The sequence below is a fragment of the Streptomyces sp. C genome (genome assembly GCF_000158895.1).
GTDB lineage: Bacteria > Actinomycetota > Actinomycetes > Streptomycetales > Streptomycetaceae > Streptomyces > Streptomyces racemochromogenes.
The window spans coordinates 1,615,191-1,630,398 of the sequence record NZ_GG657750.1; the positions used below are offsets into that span (position 1 = coordinate 1,615,191).

The window sequence follows — 15,208 nt, forward strand, 5'->3', positions numbered from 1 at the left end:
TCGGGCAGCCCCTCCATGGGCGGCCGCCCCCAGGCCCCGGGCCGGCGTCCGGCGCGGGCCAGGGCCGCCGCCATGGCCCGCTCGGGCTGGAGGGAGGGGTGCAGGTAGCCGCCGTTGAGCTCGATGACCCCGGCGGGCGGTACGGCGAGGGAGTTCGCGACGCCGCTGGCGTCCACGGAGCGCGGGACCACGTCCCCGGCGCCCTCGGCGCTGAGGGCGACCTCCTGCCAGGAGGTGTCGCCGGGCGCGGGGCCGCTCGTCCGCGGGTGGGCGCGGAAGGCGCCGGCGCCGGGCCGGGTGACGACGAGTCCCTCGGCGGCGAGCTGCGCGAGGGCCCGGGAGACGGTGACGGGGCTGACCCGGTAACGCTCGACCATGGCCCGACTGGACGGGAGCTTTCCACCTATCGGGTAGCGGTCGAGTTCGGATCGCAGGGATTCTGCCAGCTCGGCCACACTGCTACGCTCGTACATGACAGCACAGAATAGCGCTACTCGCCCGACCTCGATAGCGGTGCAGCTGGGGGGCCACCACCGGACCGCCGCACGCGGCGGCACCGCGCTCGCCCTGCTCGGGGTGGTCACCTTCTCGCTGACCTTCCCCGCCACCGCCTGGGGTCTGGAGAGCTTCGGCCCCTGGTCCCTCGTCGCACTGCGCAGCGTGTTGGCCGCCGCCGTGGCGGGCGCCTTCCTGCTGGCCGGGCGGGTGCCGCTGCCGGCCCGGGAGCACTGGGCCGGGCTCGCCGTGGTGGCGGGCGGGGTGGTGGTGGGCTTCCCGCTGCTGACCACGATGGCCCTGCGGACCTCCACCACCTCGCACGCCGCCGTCGTGGTGGGGCTGCTGCCGCTGACCACCGCCGCCTTCTCGGCGCTGCGCACGGGCAACCGCCCCTCGGGCCGCTTCTGGGCCGCGGCCGTCGCCGGGGCCGTGGTGATCCTGGTCTTCACCCTCGCCCAGAGCGGCGGCGCCCCCTCCGCCGGCGACGCCTACCTCTTCGGGGCCCTGCTGGTGTGCGCGGCCGGCTACACCGAGGGCGGCCGGCTGGCCCGCTCGCTGCCCGGCTGGCAGGTGATCGGCTGGGCGCTGGTGCTGTGCCTGCCCCTGGGCCTGGCCGGAGCCGCCTTCGCGCTGGCGTCCGAGCCGGTGCACCTCACCTGGCACGGGGCGACCGGTCTGGTGTGGGTGGCGGCGGGCTCGACCTTCCTCGGGCTGTACGTCTGGTACCGGGGCATGGCCGAGATCGGCACCGCACGCGCCAGCCAGCTCCAGCTCGCCCAGCCGCTGCTGACCCTGGTGTGGTCGGTGGCGCTGCTCGGGGAGCACCCGTCACCGGCCACACCGCTGGCCGCCTGTGCGGTCCTCGTCTGCATCACCGTGACTCAACGGGTCAAATAGCCGCAGATCGGCCTAAACTACTGGCACCGGATCGGACCGGCTCCGAGGAGGTCAGCAGATGCGCGCGACCGAGGGCGACCAGCTGGTGCAGCACGGCAGGATCGTGGGCCAGCACGACAGGGTGGGCGAGATCGTCGAGGTCCTGGGCGAGAACGGCGCCCCCCCGTACCGGGTCCACTTCCCGGACGGGCACGACGCCGTCATGTCCCCCGGCCCCGACTGCGTCGTCCGCCACCCGGACAAGCCCGAGGGCAAGTCCCCCACCTGGCGCTGAGTCAGCGCGGCGGCACGGCCGTCGGGTAGTGGTCGGCGACGACCCTGGCCAGCGCACCATTGGGGTCCGCGACCACGTACTTCCCCGAGAAGTACGCGTGGCCGCGGACCTCCGCGTACCGGCCGGCGAGGGTCAGGTGCCGGGACAGTTCGGCGGGGTCGCGCCAGGCCGCGGTGGAGCTGCGGGCGTCGCAGCGGTACAGCGCCTCGCCGACGTACAGGTCCACCCCGGTGCCGGCGACCGTCTGCGCCCACCAGCGCACGACCTCGGCGTAGTCGGCCGCCGCGTACCCGATGTGCCAGTACGCCTGCGGGACCACGTAGTCGACCCAGCCCTTCAGGACCCACTTGCGCGTGTCCGCGTAGAGGTCGTCGTACGTCTGCAGCGCGCGGGTCGCCGAGCCGAGCCGGTCGGTGCCCTGGTTGCGCCACACCGCGAACGGGCTGATGCCGAACCGGACCGCCGGGCGGGAGGCGCGCAGCCGCTGCGACATCTCGTGGACCAGGGTGTCGGTGTTGTCGCGGCGCCATGCGGCACGGGAGGTGAAGGAGCCGCCGTGCTCCGCGAAGGCCTCGTCGTCGTCGAAGTACTCCCCCGCGACGGGGTACGGGTAGAAGTAGTCGTCCCAGTGCACCGCGTCGACCGGGTAGCGGGTGACGGCGTCGAGCATCGCCTCCTGGACGAAGGCCCGCACCTCCGGCAGGCCCGGGTTGTAGTACAGCTTCCCGCCGTACGCGACGGTCCAGCCCGGGTTGCGTCGCGCCGGGTGGGAGGCCGCGAGCCGGGAGCGGTCCGTGTGGTTGGCCACCCGGTACGGGTTGAACCAGGCGTGCAGCTCCAGCCCGCGCGCGTGCGCCTCGGTGACGGCCGTGCCCAGCGGGTCCCACCCCGGGTCGCGGCCCTGCACCCCGGTCAGCCACTGCGACCAGGGCTCGCGCGTCGACGGCCAGAACGCGTCGGCGGCGGGGCGGACCTGGAGGATGACCGTGTTGAGCCGACGCGCCACCGCCGTGTCGAGGAGCTTGATCAGCTCCGCGCGCTGCTCCCGCGCGGACAGCCCGCTCTCGGAGGGCCAGTCGACGTTCTGTACGGTCGCGATCCACATCCCCCGGAACTCCGCGGTCCCCGCGCGGCCGCCGCCGGCCGTCCGCGCCGCACGCACCCCCGGTGGCCCGGCCGGTTCCCGTACCCGCGCTGCCGCCGCGGGGCCCGCGGCCGTCGTGGCCAGCACTCCCGCCGCTCCCGCCAGCAGTCCCCGTCGTCCGATGTGCACCATGTGACGACTCCGTTCCTCTCCGTGACAATCCTCTGCGTGGGCACAGCATGCCCCGCCCCGGGCCGCCGACGGGGGCAACGCGGGAGTAACGTCGGGGGGCGTGGCGGGCGCCGGGATGCAGTTACCACTGCCGAACACGGGGGACCCGCGATGGATGAGCAGCGAAAGGCACGATGTGACGGACCTCTCTACCCTCCCGACCGACATCACCAGGGTCGGCGTGGTGGGCTGTGGCCAGATGGGCGCGGGCATCGCGGAGGTGTGCGCCCGCAGCGGTCTTGAGGTGAAGGTCGCCGAGACCACCGGGGAGGCCCTGGAGATCGGGCGCACCCGGCTGCACAACTCGCTGACCAAGGCCGCCGAACGCGGCAAGATCAGCGAGGAGGAGCGGGACGCCACCCTGGCCCGGCTCTCCTTCACCACCGACCTCGGCGAGTTCGCCGACCGTGACCTCGTCATCGAGGCCGTCGTCGAGAACGAGCAGGTCAAGACGGAGATCTTCCAGGTCCTGGACCAGGTGATCACCCGCCCGGACGCGATCCTCGCCTCCAACACCTCCTCGATCCCGCTGGTCAAGCTGGCCGTGGCCACCTCGCGGCCCGACCAGGTCATCGGCATCCACTTCTTCAACCCGGCGCCCGTGCAGCGGCTCGTCGAGCTGATCCCGGCGCTGACGACGAGCGAGGACACCGTCAAGCGGTCCGAGGCCCTGGTGCGGGACGTGCTGAACAAGCACGCCGTCCGCGCCCAGGACCGGTCCGGCTTCGTCGTCAACGCGCTGCTGGTGCCGTACCTGCTGTCCGCGATCCGGATGTTCGAGTCGGGCATCGCGAGCCGCGAGGACATCGACAACGGCATGGAGCTGGGCTGCGCCCACCCGATGGGCCCGCTCAAGCTGTCCGACCTGATCGGCCTGGACACCATCGTCTCGATCGCCGAATCGATGTACGCGGAGTACAAGGAGCCGCTGTACGCCGCTCCCCCGCTGCTCCAGCGCATGGTGGACGCGGGCCGCCTGGGCCGCAAGACCGGCTCGGGCTTCTACCCGTACGGCTGAGAACGGCCTGGCGGCCTAGGGGCGGTTCAGCCTCAGGTGGTGCAGCAGGAGGAGCCCGGCCGCCATGTTGGCGGCCGGGACCTCCCCGCGCGCGATCATGTCCGGGACCAGCTTGAGCGGGACCCACTCCCGGCGGGAGGACTCGAAGGCGTCCTCGGGCTCGCCGACGTACGAGGCCCCGTCCGCCCAGTAGAGGTGGTGGCGGGCGTCGGTCAGCCCGTTGGAGGGCTCCACGGTCATCAGGTGGTGGAGCGGGCCGGGCCGCCAGCCCGACTCCTCCTCCATCTCCCGCGCGGCCGCCGCCTCCACCGGCTCCCCGTCCTCGACCACCCCGGCGGGCAGCTCCCAGCCCCAGCTGTCGGTGATGAACCGGTGCCGCCACAACAGCAGCACCTCGTCGGCCTCGTTGACGGCCGTGGCGACGGCGACCGGCCGCAGCCGGATGACGAAGTGGTCCAGATGCCGGCCGTCGGGGAGTTCCACGTCCGCGAGGTTCACATCGAACCAGCGGTTCTTGTACACGGTCTGCTCACTCAGGTTCGTCCACTGCACGGTAATGCCACCTTCCGCATCCGTTGGTGGCAACATGGCAGCAGCAGACGCCCTCACAGGGGAACGCGCAGCGCCCCGTCGATGAGGTACGCGGTCTCCTCCGCACCGGTGCACCCGCTGCTCAGCAGCTGCTCCCGGACGGCCCGGAGCCGGTCCCGCAGGCGCAGCGACTCCATCCCCTTGGCCCGCTCGGCCATTTCGGCCGCCGAGGCCACCGCCCGGTCGGCCTCCCCCTGGCGCAGCTGGATCTCGCACAGCATCGCGAGGCGGTGCACCCGCCCCCGGTCGTGCGCCGGGGTCCCCACCGCCTCGGTCGCCTGCTCGTGCGCCCCCGCGAGGTCCCCCAGGCTCAACAGGGCCTCCGCCACCTGTACGTTGACCAGCCCGGGCTGGACGTAGCCGGTCTCGGCGGGCTCGGCGGCGGGCCAGATCCGCTCGGCGGCCGCCTCGGCGCGCCGGATGCACGCCAACGCGGCCTTGGTGTCGCCGAGTTGCGCGTATGCCTTGGCCTGCATCGCGTACAGGTCGGCCCCCAGCGCCGGGGTGGTGTCCGGGCCGGCGGCGCGCAGCGCGGCCTCCGCGAAGGCCACGGCCTGGCGGTACTCCTTCAGGTGCAGCGACTGGTTGACGAGCAGGGCGATCACGTACGCCCCGAGCCCCCGGTCCCCGCTGGCCTTGGCGAGCCGCAGCGCCTGGTGGAAGTAGCGCTGGGCCAGGCCGTGGGCGTCGGAGTCGTACGCGCAGATCCCCGCGACCGCCACCAGGGACCCGGTGGCCCGGTGCAGGGGGCGGCCGATCTCGTCGGAGTACGTCCCGCGCAGCATCGGGGCGGTCTCGCTGCCGAGGAAGCGCACGATCCGGGCCCGGGTGGCCATCCCGCCGGCCCGGCGGTACATCAGCTCGTAGTGCATCCGGGCGGCCCGCAGGACCTCGATGTGCTCGGGCCCGATCCGCTGCCGCCCCACCCGGGACACGTCGGCGTCCTCGGGCGGGTTCTCCCACTCCCACACCGGGATCACGGCCGGGGTGCCGGTGAGGGCCTGCGCCGTGAGCTGTGCGGGCCGGCCCAGCTCGTCGGAGCGCCACAGGGCGGTCGCGCGGTCGACGAAGCCGCTGAGCCGGGTGCCGTGCGGGCTCTGCCGGCCGGGGATCCCGAGCCCGATGTCGTCGAGTCCGACGGGACGTTGCAGCCGCCCGCCCAGCACCTCGCAGATCAGGTCGGGCACCTGGCCGCGGGGGCGCTGCCCCTTCAGCCAGCGGGAGACCGCCGTGTGTTCGTAGCGCAGCGCGAGTCCGCGGGACCGGCCCGCCTGGTTGACATGCGCGGCGAGTCCGGCGTGGGACATGCCCGCCTCGGCGAGGAGGGCGTCGAGCAGTGCATTGGGCTGCATGGGCCCCTCCAAGGGCTCGTCCGCTTCAGGCTAGTGGCTGAGCGGTGCGCGCGGGGGCGTTCCGCGTTTCCTTCACACGGGGTGTGAACCGAGTACGCGCATAAATGCGTTGCGCACCCTGCCGCTCGGGGGGCCCGGGGCGGTTCACTTAAGAGCCTCGCCAAGGAGGCCGCCCGGTCGTCGGCTCCCCCTCGTACAGTGCGACGACCCGGCACCCGCGCCGCCCGCCCCTGCTGTCTGCCCGACACTCCATGGCGGGCGCGGGCGGCGCACCACGGCTCCGCCGCGGTCCGGTTGGTCGCCGGACCGCGCCGGGGCCGGGCCGGTTCCGTACCGGGTCCGTCCACCGGCCCGGTCCGGAACGGCTCCGCCGGTGACACGGGTCCGCCCGGGCCGTACCACTCCCCCCGGGCCGGGCGGGACCCGCACCGGTCGCCGCCGGCCGCGGGACACCGCGCCTGCGGCGGGGCCGCCCTCCCGGTGCGTCCGCACCCAGCCGCGCGGCGTACCGCTGCGCGGGCTGGTCCCCTAACCCGTCCTTTCAACGGTTCCCCGGGCTCCGCCCGGACCCGCGCCTCAAACGCGGCAGGGGCTATCTATAGCCGCGCCGGCGTTTGAGGCGCGGGGGTCTGGGGGCGGAGCCCCCAGGGAACGGGCGAAGGGCGGGTAGGGGACCTCGCCCCACAGGGCAGCCTGCCGGGCGGCAGCCGCGCAGGGTCCGGGGCGGTGCCCCGGCAGGGCGCCCCGGCCCACCCGAACGGGTGAGGGGCGCGTCCGGGATCCCGGACGCGCCCCTCAGTGGAGCTCAAGCGGCAGCGCTACGCGCCCCGCAGCACCGCCCCGGTCCGCTCACCGGCCAGCGCCACCGCGGCATCGCGCGCCGCCGTCGACTCCTCGGCGGTCAGCGTCCGGTCGGCCGCGCGGAAGCGCAGCGCGTACGCGAGGGACTTCTTGCCCTCGCCGACCTGCTCACCGGTGAACACGTCGAACAGCCGCAGCGACTCCAGCAGTTCGCCGGCGCCCTTGCGCAGCGCGTCCTCCACCGCCGAGGCGGGGACGGAGGCGTCGACGATCAGCGCGACGTCCTGGGTCGCCACCGGGAAGGTGGAGATCCGGGGCGCCTGCACGACCTCGCCGCCGGCCGCCGCGAGGCGGTCCAGGTCGAGCTCCATGGCGCTGGTGCGGGCCGGCAGGCCCATGGCCTTGACCACGCGCGGGTGCAGCTCGCCGGCGTGGCCGATGACCTGCTCGACGCCGTCGAGGGTGACGACCAGCTCGGCGCAGCGGCCCGGGTGCCAGGGGCCGTACTGGCCCTGGCGGACGACCAGCTCGGCGCCGGCCTCGACGGCCAGCGCGCGGGCGGCCTGGACGGCGTCCGCCCAGTCGGCCGGGCGGCCCTTGCCCCACCAGCCGGCCTGCTCGCGCGCACCGGCCAGCACGACCGCGGCGTACCGCGGCTGCGCGGGCAGGGCCGCGTCGAGGGTGGCGACCTCCTCGTCCGTGGGACGCCGGTCGACGGGCAGGCGTACGGCGACGCCCGCCTCGGCGGCGGCACGGAAGACCGAACCGGTCTCGAAGAGCGCGAGGTCGTGGCTGCCCCGGCTGTCGTTGCGGCGCAGCGCGCCCAGGAGGCCCGGCAGCAGCGTGGTGCGCAGCGCCGGCTCCTCGTCGGACAGCGGGTTGACCAGCTTGACGACCTGGCGGCTCGCGTCGTGCGCGGGCAGCTGGAGCTGGTCGAAGACGGCCTCGCCGATGAACGGGTAGCTGAGCGCCTCGACGTAGCCGGCGCCGGCCAGCGCGCGGCCGACCCGGCGGTGCAGCTGCTGGCGCGCGGTCAGGCCGCGGCCGGAGGGCACCTGCGGGAGGGTGGACGGGAGGTTCCCGTAGCCCTCCAGCCGGATGACCTCCTCGGCGAGGTCGTTGGGCTCGGCGAGGTCGGGCCGCCACGAGGGGACGGTGACGACGAGCTCGTCCTGGCCGTAGACGTCGCAGCCGATCTCCTGGAGGCGGCGCACGACGGTCTCGCGGCCGTACTCCATGCCCGCGACCCGGTCCGGGTGGTCGGCGCTCATCGCGATGGTGCGCGGGGCGCCCGGGGCGGTGAGCTCGGTGACGCCGGCCTCGGCGGTGCCGCCGGCGAGCAGCACGAGGAGGTCGACGGTCCGCTGCGCGGCCGCGGCGGCGGCCTGCGGGTCGACGCCCCGCTCGAAGCGCTTGGAGGCCTCGGAGGAGAGCTTCAGGCGGCGGGCGGTGCGCGAGATCGACACGGGGTCGAAGTGCGCGGCCTCGATGACCACGTCGGTGGTGCCGGTGACGGCGCCCGTCTCCGGGTCCGTGACGGAGTCGGCGATCTCGGTGTTGGCGCCGCCCATGACACCGGCGAGCCCGATCGGGCCGCTGCTGTCGGTGATCACCAGGTCCTCGGCGTCGAGCGTGCGCTTGACGCCGTCGAGGGTGGTGAACTTCTCGCCCTGCTCGGCACGGCGGACGCCGATGGCGCCGTCGAGGCGCGAGCGGTCGTAGGCGTGCAGCGGCTGGCCGAGCTCCAGCATCACGTAGTTGGTGATGTCGACGGCCAGCGAGATCGGGCGCATGCCCGCCTTCTGGAGGCGGCGCGTGAGCCAGATCGGGGACCGCGCCTCGGGGTCGAGGCCGGTCACCGTGCGGGCGGTGAAGCGGTCGCAGCCGGCCGGGTCGGAGATCTGCACGGCGTAGCCGTACGAGTTCGGCGCGGGCACGTCGAGCAGCGCCGGGTCGCGCAGCGGCAGGCCGTACGCGGTGGCGGCCTCACGGGCCACACCGCGCATGGACATGCAGTAGCCGCGGTCCGGGGTGATGTCGATGTCGAGGACCTCGTCGACGAGCTGGAGCAGCTCGATCGCGTCGGTGCCCGGCTCGTACTCCGGCGGCAGCACGATGATGCCGTGCGTGCCGTCGTCGCCCATGCCGAGCTCCTCGCCGGAGCAGATCATGCCGTGCGAGGTCTTGCCGTACGTCTTGCGCGAGGCGATCGCGAAGTCGCCGGGGAGGACGGCGCCGGGCAGGACCACGACGACCTTGTCGCCGACGGAGAAGTTCCGGGCGCCGCAGACGATCTCCTGCGGCTCGCCGGTGCCGTTGGCGGTGCCGACGTCGACCGTGCAGAAGCGGATCGGCTTGCGGAAGCCTTCGAGCTCCTCGATGGTCAGCACCTGGCCGACGACGAGGGGGCCCTTGAGGCCGGCGCCGAGCGTCTCGACGGTCTCGACCTCGAGGCCGGCGTCGACCAGCTTGGCGGCCACGTCACGGCCGGTCTCGCCCGCGGGGAGGTCGACGTACTCCCGCAGCCAGGAAAGCGGGACGCGCATCAGATCTCACTCCCGAACGGCCGGGTGAAGCGCACGTCACCCTCGACCATGTCTCGCATGTCTTCAACGTTGTGACGGAACATCAGCATCCGCTCGATGCCGAAGCCGAAGGCGAACCCGCTGTACTTCTCCGGGTCCACACCGCAGGCGGTGAGCACCTTCGGGTTCACCATGCCGCAGCCGCCGAGCTCGATCCAGCCCTCGCTGGAGCAGGTGCGGCAGGGGCGGTCGGGGTTGCCCACCGACTCGCCGCGGCAGACGTAGCACTGCATGTCCATCTCGGCGGACGGCTCGGTGAAGGGGAAGAAGTGCGGGCGCAGCCGGGTGGTGGTCTGCTCCCCGAAGAGCTCCTTGACCATGTGGTCGATGGTGCCCTTGAGGTCGGCCATGGTCAGGCCCTCGTCGACGGCGAGCAGCTCGACCTGGTGGAAGACCGGGGTGTGCGTCGCGTCGAGCTCGTCGGTGCGGTACACGCGGCCGGGGCAGACGATGTAGACGGGGGGCTTGCGCTCCAGCAGCGAGCGCGCCTGCACCGGGGAGGTGTGGGTGCGCAGCACGACGCCGGACTCGTCGCCCGCGGTGCCCTCGGGGCCCTGGACGAAGAAGGTGTCCTGCATCTGGCGCGCCGGGTGGTCGGGCGTGAAGTTGAGGGCGTCGAAGTTGAACCACTCCGCCTCGACCTCGGGGCCTTCCGCGACCTCGTAGCCCATGCCGACGAAGATGTCCGCGATGCGGTCCATCAGCGTGGTCAGGGGGTGGCGGGCGCCGGCGGGCACGCGGTCGTAGGGCAGCGTGACGTCCACCGCCTCCTCGACCAGCACCCGCTCGTCGCGCTCGGCCTCCAGCTGGACCGTGCGGGCCCCGAAGGCCTTGTTCACGGCGCCGCGGGCCTGTCCGACGCGCTTGCCCGCCTCGGCCTTGGCCTGGGGCGGCAGGGCCCCGATCTCGCGGTTGGCGAGCGCGAGGGGCGAGCGGTCGCCCATGTGCGCGGTCTTCGCCTCGCGGAGCTCGTCGAGGTCGCCGGCGGACGCGAAGGCGGCGAGCGCCTCGTCCCGCATGCGCTCGATCTCTTCCGGTTTCAGTGCCTCGACCTCGACAGGGTCGTACGACTTGTTCGGTGCCGACATCTCTTCCCGTACTTCCGATGGCTGGCTGGTGGGTCCCCGCGCGACGTGATCGAAACGCCTCGGGCTCGATCGGCACAAGGACACAAGGGTGCCAAAGGACGAGTCTAAGGGCCGCCGGGGGTGGAGGAGCCCGTGGGCCGCCCGGTGAGACTCTCCGCAGGGTTACTGGGTGAGGTAGGCCGGGGCGCTCACGGGCAGGATAAATCGGAACTCGGCGCCGCCTCCGGGGCCGCGGCCGACCGTGATGGTGCCGCCGTGCGCCTCCACGATGCCCTTGACGATGTACAGGCCCAGGCCGGTGCCGCCGCGCTTGCTCCCCCGCCAGAAGCGGGTGAAGACGCGGGCCATGGACTCCTCGGGGATCCCGGGGCCTTCGTCGGTCACGGTGACGGCTGTTCCCTTCTCGTGCGGTGCCACGTCGATGGTGACCGTTCCGTCGCCGTGGCGCACCGCATTTTCGAGGAGGTTGCCGAGGATCTGGTCGATCTTGTCCGGGTCGGCCCAGCAGTCGGGCAGCGGGCTGCTGACCCGTACGAGGAACCGCTCGGGCGCCTGGCCGTTCGCGGTGAGGGCCTGGACGTGACGGCCGACGGCGGCGGCGAGGTCGACGGGCTGGCGGCGGACCTCCAGGCGGCCGGAGTCGATGCGGGAGATGTCGAGGAGCTCGGCGATCAGCCGGGTGACGCGGTTGGCGTCGGCGTCGACGGTCTCCAGCATCAGCCGCTTCTGGTCGTCGGTGAACCGCTCCCACTTGGCGAGCAGGGTGGCGGTGAAGCCCTTCACGGAGGTCAGCGGGGAGCGCAGCTCGTGCGCGACGGTGGCGATCAGTTCGGCGTGGCTGCGTTCGGTGCGGCGCCGGGCGTCGGTGCCGCGCAGGGTGACCACGAGGCGGCTGAGGGGGCCGGTGGGCCGGGTGCGCACGTAGCGGGCGGAGACGAGCACCTCGCGCCCGCCGGGCAGCAGCAGGTTCCGCTCGGGCTGGCCGCGCCGGGTGGCGAGTCCCCCGTACGGGTCGGTCAGCGTCCACCAGCGGCGGCCTTCGAGGTCCTCCAGGGGCAGCGCGCGTTCGATGCGCGCGCCGATGGCCTGGCCGGCCGGGATGGCGGTGATCCGGGAGGCGGCCCGGTTGAAGCAGACGACGTGCCCGGTGTGGTCGGCGACGACGAGCCCGTCGGGCAGCTCGTCGGGGTCGATGAGGGGGTCCGGGACGGTCTCGCCCGGTCGGGCCGGGGCGTCCGCCGGCCGCCCGGCGGCCTCGCGGTCCGGTGCGCGCCCGGCGGGTCCCGCCTGTGGCGGGACGAAGCCCAGGGCGTCCGGGGCCGCCGCGGCCGGCGGCACCGCGGGCCCCGTCGCGCCGGGTCCGGCGGCGGACGCGCCGGGGCTGCCGGCGGCCGGCTGTCCGGCGGCGTCCCCGAACCGCTCCTCGGCCGCGCCAGCGGCCCCCGGCGAGCTGTTCGTACCGACGGTCATGTCCCCGTACCCCACATCTCCGGGTAGCGCAGTGGGCCCCCGGACGGCCACATTACTAGCTGGGGGTCACGGAGCGGCACCCTCCGGGCGCCCGCTGTGCACGCGCGGACGCGTAGAGGCACACGGCGGCGGCCGTCGCGAGGTTCAGGCTCTCGGCCTTGCCGTGGATCGGGACGCGGACGACGGCGTCCGCGAGGGCCCGGGTCTCCTCGGGCAGGCCCCAGGCCTCGTTGCCGAAGACCCAGGCGGACGGCCCGCCCATGGTGCCCGCGTCCAGCTCGGCGTCCAGGTCGTCCTGCCCGGCCCCGTCGGCGGCGAGGATCCGCACTCCGGCGGCCCGCAGCCCCTCCACGGCCTGCTCCACCGGCACGCCGACGGCGACCGGGAGGTGGAAGAGGGAGCCCACGGAGGCGCGTACGGACTTCGGGTTGTACAGGTCGACGGAGGCGTCGGTGAGCACCACGGCGTCGGCGCCGGCGGCGTCCGCGCAGCGCAGCACCGTGCCCGCGTTCCCGGGGTCGCGGACGTGGGCGAGGACGGCGACCAGGCGGGGTCCGGCCTTGAGGATCTCCTCGAACGGGGAGTCCAGGAAGTGGCAGACGCCCACCAGGCCCTGCGGGGTCACGGTCTGCGAGACGTCGGCGAGCACCTCGTCGGAGGCGTAGTGGACCCGGGCCCCGGCCAGCATCGCGGCCTCGACGATGTCGGCGTAGCGCTCGGCGGCCTCGACGGTGGCGAACAGCTCGATCAGGGTCGCGCCCTGGGCCCCGCGGTGTTCGACCGCCTCGCGGACGGCCTGCGGGCCCTCGGCGATGAACCGGCGCTCCTTGGTGCGGAAGTTGCGCCGCGCCAGCCGGCGGGCGGCGGCCACCCGCGGGGATCGGGGGGAGATCAGCTCGTGGTGACCCAGGTCGGCCATGGTCTCTGCGGTCTCTCTCGGGGTGCGGGCCGCGCGGGGCGCGAGCGGTGCGGGCACGGGCGGTGCGGGGGCACTCGTGCCGTGCGGGGAAAACACTCGGACCCGCAGGCGAATCGCCTGCGGGTCCGAGGATGCCGACTGCTTACGCGGCCGGCCAGGCCTTAGGCAGCGGCCTTCGGCGCGTTGACGTCGGCCGGGAGGGCCTTCTGCGCGACCTCGACCAGCGCGGCGAACGCGTTGGCGTCGTTGACGGCCAGCTCGGCGAGGATCTTGCGGTCCACCTCGATGTTGGCGGCCTTCAGACCCTGGATGAGGCGGTTGTACGTCATGCCGTTCTGGCGGGCAGCGGCGTTGATGCGCTGGATCCACAGCTGACGGAAGTCGCCCTTGCGCTTCTTGCGGTCGTTGAAGTTGTAGACCAGCGAGTGGGTGACCTGCTCCTTGGCCTTGCGGTACAGGCGCGAACGCTGACCGCGGTAGCCGGAGGCCGCCTCGAGGATCGCCCGGCGCTTCTTGTGGGCGTTGACTGCCCGCTTGACGCGTGCCACTTTTTACTCCTTGTAGCGGGGCCGTGGATGTCGTCACACGACCCGAATTCGATGGGGTCCCGGTGCTGACGTCCCTCCCCCAGCCAACGCTGGGAGGTGCCCCCAGCTAAAAGCCGGGAGCGGAGGACATCAGATGCCGAGAAGCTTCTTGATCTTCGCGGCGTCGCCGGGAGCCATCTCCGCGTTGCCGGTCAGGCGACGGGTGATGCGCGACGACTTGTGCTCGAGCAGGTGGCGCTTGCCGGCGCGCTCACGGAGCACCTTGCCGGAGCCGGTGACCTTGAAGCGCTTCTTGGTACCGCTGTGCGTCTTGTTCTTCGGCATGGCGCCGTTCTCTCCTCGTCGGTGGCGCTCCCGCCGGTCCGGAGACCGGCTCGCGGGAGCGTCATGTTGTTGGGTGATCCGGGACGGTGTGTCCCGGGTCAGGCCTCGGTGGAGCCGTCGGCCTCGACCTCGGTGGAGCCGTCGACCTCGGCGGCCGGGGCCGCCTCGTCGGCGTCAGCCTCGGCCGGCGCGGCCTCGGCGGTGCCGCCCAGACGCTCGGCCTTGCGGGCGGCCTGCGCCTCGCGGGCTTCGGCCATCGCCTCGGTCTTCTTCTTGTGCGGACCGAGAACCATGATCATGTTTCGGCCGTCCTGCTTCGGGTTCGACTCGATGAAGCCGAGCTCCTCGACGTCCGAAGCGAGACGCTGCAGCAGTCGGTAGCCGAGCTCCGGCCGGGACTGCTCGCGACCACGGAACATGATCGTGATCTTGACCTTGTCGCCCTGCTTGAGGAACCGAACGACGTGACCCTTCTTGGTGTCATAGTCGTGCGGGTCGATCTTCGGCCGGAGCTTCATCTCCTTGATGACCGTGTGCGCCTGGTTCTTGCGCGCCTCACGGGCCTTCATGGCCGACTCGTACTTGAACTTGCCGTAGTCCATGAGCTTGCAGACCGGCGGGCGCGCGGATGCGGCGACCTCGACCAGGTCCAGGTCGTATTCCTGCGCGAGCTCAAGCGCCTTCGCAAGCGGAACAATGCCCACCTGTTCGCCGCTGGGACCGACGAGTCGCACCTCAGGGACGCGAATCCGATCGTTGATGCGGGGCTCGGTGCTGATGGATCCTCCTCGGTAGCACCACACGGCTGCCTGGCAGACAACCGCTGACGTCTTTTGTCGTCAGACCTCAACCGCGGCGGAGAATGAAAAATGCCCCGCCGGGCACAGGCAGGGGCTCCAAAACAACCGGAGCACCGCCGCGTGCGAACCGCGGGGCGCAACTAGGCGGCTTTCCATCGTCCGTACGGAACGATGGATACCGCCTGACCGGAAGACCCGCCTCCCCGGAGGGTGGTCGGGTGGGAGATCGGAGCCTCCACTTGTGGGCCGGGCACACAGGTGTCCGGCCGGTCGATGTACATAGTACCCCACGCATTGCAAGGCCGCCGCACGACCTATCGTGGAGCGCATGACTGACGCGACGCCCTCCGATTCCACCACTCCCGACTACGACGAGATGACCCGCGACATCGCGGACGTCCCGGCCGTCGAGGTCATCACCACGGTGGCCGTCCACCTGCTGAGCGCCGCGGCGGTCAACCTGGGCCTGGACAAGCCGGACTCCGAGCACAAGGACCTCGACGAGGCCCGCAAGCTGATCACCGCCCTGGCCGGACTGGTCACCGCCAGCGCCACCGAGATCAGCTCCTTCCACGCCGCCCCGCTGCGCGACGGCCTGAAGTCGCTCCAGCTCGCCTTCCGCGAGGCCTCGATCGTCCAGGACGAGCCGGGCCAGGGCCCGGGCGAGAAGTTCACGGGCCCGGTCTACGCCTGATCCCTTCGTTCCGGTTCCGCTTCGCACGCCGGAG

At 72.9% G+C, this 15,208-nt stretch carries 15 protein-coding genes; 4 read left to right on the forward strand and 11 right to left on the reverse strand.

Annotated features, from left to right (window positions below):
• The coding region (locus tag SSNG_RS07130) for a winged helix-turn-helix domain-containing protein (protein ID WP_007263132.1) at positions 1 to 473 on the reverse strand (473 nt) is incomplete at its 3' end.
• Between SSNG_RS07130 and SSNG_RS07135 the strand changes: the two genes are divergently transcribed.
• Both SSNG_RS07135 and SSNG_RS07140 read left to right on the forward strand, forming a co-directional pair.
• On the forward strand, positions 472 to 1,395 hold the full coding sequence (locus SSNG_RS07135; protein WP_042800661.1) for a DMT family transporter: 924 nt from the start codon (positions 472 to 474) through the stop codon (positions 1,393 to 1,395). The two genes, SSNG_RS07130 and SSNG_RS07135, sit on opposite strands and share 2 nt — an antisense overlap.
• Positions 1,396 to 1,453: 58 nt before the next feature.
• Positions 1,454 to 1,669, forward strand: a complete 216-nt coding sequence (locus tag SSNG_RS07140; RefSeq protein WP_007263133.1) for a DUF1918 domain-containing protein — start codon at positions 1,454 to 1,456, stop codon at positions 1,667 to 1,669.
• 1 nt (position 1,670) lies between these two features.
• Here SSNG_RS07140 and SSNG_RS07145 read toward each other — a convergent pair whose 3' ends face one another.
• On the reverse strand, positions 1,671 to 2,945 hold the full coding sequence (locus tag SSNG_RS07145; protein ID WP_007263134.1) for a family 10 glycosylhydrolase: 1,275 nt from the start codon (positions 2,943 to 2,945) through the stop codon (positions 1,671 to 1,673).
• 154 nt (positions 2,946 to 3,099) lie between these two features.
• Here SSNG_RS07145 and SSNG_RS07150 point away from each other — a divergent pair, with 154 nt between their 5' ends.
• Entirely contained in the window at positions 3,100 to 4,002 is a 903-nt protein-coding gene (locus tag SSNG_RS07150; protein ID WP_007263136.1) for a 3-hydroxybutyryl-CoA dehydrogenase, read from the forward strand.
• A gap of 15 nt (positions 4,003 to 4,017) precedes the next feature.
• On the opposite strand, the gene SSNG_RS07155 is transcribed toward SSNG_RS07150, so the two are convergent.
• From SSNG_RS07155 to infC, 9 genes are all read right to left on the reverse strand, one after another.
• Positions 4,018 to 4,554, reverse strand: a complete 537-nt coding sequence (locus SSNG_RS07155) for an NUDIX domain-containing protein (protein ID WP_007263137.1) — start codon at positions 4,552 to 4,554, stop codon at positions 4,018 to 4,020.
• A 53-nt stretch (positions 4,555 to 4,607) separates the two neighbouring features.
• Positions 4,608 to 5,945, reverse strand: a complete 1,338-nt coding sequence (locus tag SSNG_RS07160; protein ID WP_007263138.1) for a hypothetical protein — start codon at positions 5,943 to 5,945, stop codon at positions 4,608 to 4,610.
• Between the two features lie 818 nt (positions 5,946 to 6,763).
• On the reverse strand, positions 6,764 to 9,292 hold the full coding sequence (gene pheT, locus SSNG_RS07165) for a phenylalanine--tRNA ligase subunit beta (RefSeq protein WP_007263139.1): 2,529 nt from the start codon (positions 9,290 to 9,292) through the stop codon (positions 6,764 to 6,766).
• The gene (gene pheS / locus SSNG_RS07170) at positions 9,292 to 10,419 is read right to left on the reverse strand and encodes a phenylalanine--tRNA ligase subunit alpha (RefSeq protein WP_007263140.1); all 1,128 of its coding nucleotides are present in this window, start codon (positions 10,417 to 10,419) and stop codon (positions 9,292 to 9,294) included. The genes pheT and pheS overlap by 1 nt, the downstream gene beginning before the upstream one ends.
• A 162-nt stretch (positions 10,420 to 10,581) precedes the next feature.
• Entirely contained in the window at positions 10,582 to 11,889 is a 1,308-nt protein-coding gene (locus SSNG_RS07175; protein ID WP_007263141.1) for an ATP-binding protein, read from the reverse strand.
• A 55-nt stretch (positions 11,890 to 11,944) separates the two neighbouring features.
• A complete protein-coding gene (locus SSNG_RS07180; RefSeq protein WP_042803049.1) occupies positions 11,945 to 12,799 on the reverse strand; it encodes an RNA methyltransferase in 855 nt (284 codons plus the stop codon).
• A gap of 170 nt (positions 12,800 to 12,969) precedes the next feature.
• Complete coding sequence (gene rplT, locus SSNG_RS07185) at positions 12,970 to 13,356, reverse strand: 50S ribosomal protein L20 (RefSeq protein WP_007263143.1); 387 nt, start codon at positions 13,354 to 13,356, stop codon at positions 12,970 to 12,972.
• A gap of 129 nt (positions 13,357 to 13,485) precedes the next feature.
• The gene (rpmI, locus tag SSNG_RS07190; protein ID WP_007263144.1) at positions 13,486 to 13,680 is read right to left on the reverse strand and encodes a 50S ribosomal protein L35; all 195 of its coding nucleotides are present in this window, start codon (positions 13,678 to 13,680) and stop codon (positions 13,486 to 13,488) included.
• A 98-nt stretch (positions 13,681 to 13,778) separates the two neighbouring features.
• Positions 13,779 to 14,483: a translation initiation factor IF-3 gene (infC, locus tag SSNG_RS07195; protein ID WP_007263145.1), complete on the reverse strand. Its 705-nt coding sequence runs from the start codon at positions 14,481 to 14,483 to the stop codon at positions 13,779 to 13,781.
• A 325-nt stretch (positions 14,484 to 14,808) separates the two neighbouring features.
• Here infC and SSNG_RS07200 point away from each other — a divergent pair, with 325 nt between their 5' ends.
• Complete coding sequence (locus SSNG_RS07200) at positions 14,809 to 15,174, forward strand: DUF1844 domain-containing protein (protein ID WP_042800665.1); 366 nt, start codon at positions 14,809 to 14,811, stop codon at positions 15,172 to 15,174.
• Positions 15,175 to 15,208 lie beyond the last annotated feature (34 nt).

Excerpts from the sequence above, each read along its gene's own strand:
- SSNG_RS07135 (WP_042800661.1), top strand. The coding sequence starts at position 472 with ATGACAGCACAGAATAGCGCTACTCGCCCGACCTCGATAGCGGTGCAG.
- SSNG_RS07140 (WP_007263133.1), top strand. The coding sequence starts at position 1,454 with ATGCGCGCGACCGAGGGCGACCAGCTGGTGCAGCACGGCAGGATCGTG.
- SSNG_RS07145 (WP_007263134.1), bottom strand. The coding sequence starts at position 2,945 with ATGGTGCACATCGGACGACGGGGACTGCTGGCGGGAGCGGCGGGAGTG.
- SSNG_RS07150 (WP_007263136.1), top strand. The coding sequence starts at position 3,100 with ATGAGCAGCGAAAGGCACGATGTGACGGACCTCTCTACCCTCCCGACC.
- SSNG_RS07160 (WP_007263138.1), bottom strand. The coding sequence starts at position 5,945 with ATGCAGCCCAATGCACTGCTCGACGCCCTCCTCGCCGAGGCGGGCATG.
- pheT (WP_007263139.1), bottom strand. The coding sequence starts at position 9,292 with ATGCGCGTCCCGCTTTCCTGGCTGCGGGAGTACGTCGACCTCCCCGCG.
- pheS (WP_007263140.1), bottom strand. The coding sequence starts at position 10,419 with ATGTCGGCACCGAACAAGTCGTACGACCCTGTCGAGGTCGAGGCACTG.
- SSNG_RS07175 (WP_007263141.1), bottom strand. The coding sequence starts at position 11,889 with ATGACCGTCGGTACGAACAGCTCGCCGGGGGCCGCTGGCGCGGCCGAG.
- rpmI (WP_007263144.1), bottom strand. The coding sequence starts at position 13,680 with ATGCCGAAGAACAAGACGCACAGCGGTACCAAGAAGCGCTTCAAGGTC.
- SSNG_RS07200 (WP_042800665.1), top strand. The coding sequence starts at position 14,809 with ATGACTGACGCGACGCCCTCCGATTCCACCACTCCCGACTACGACGAG.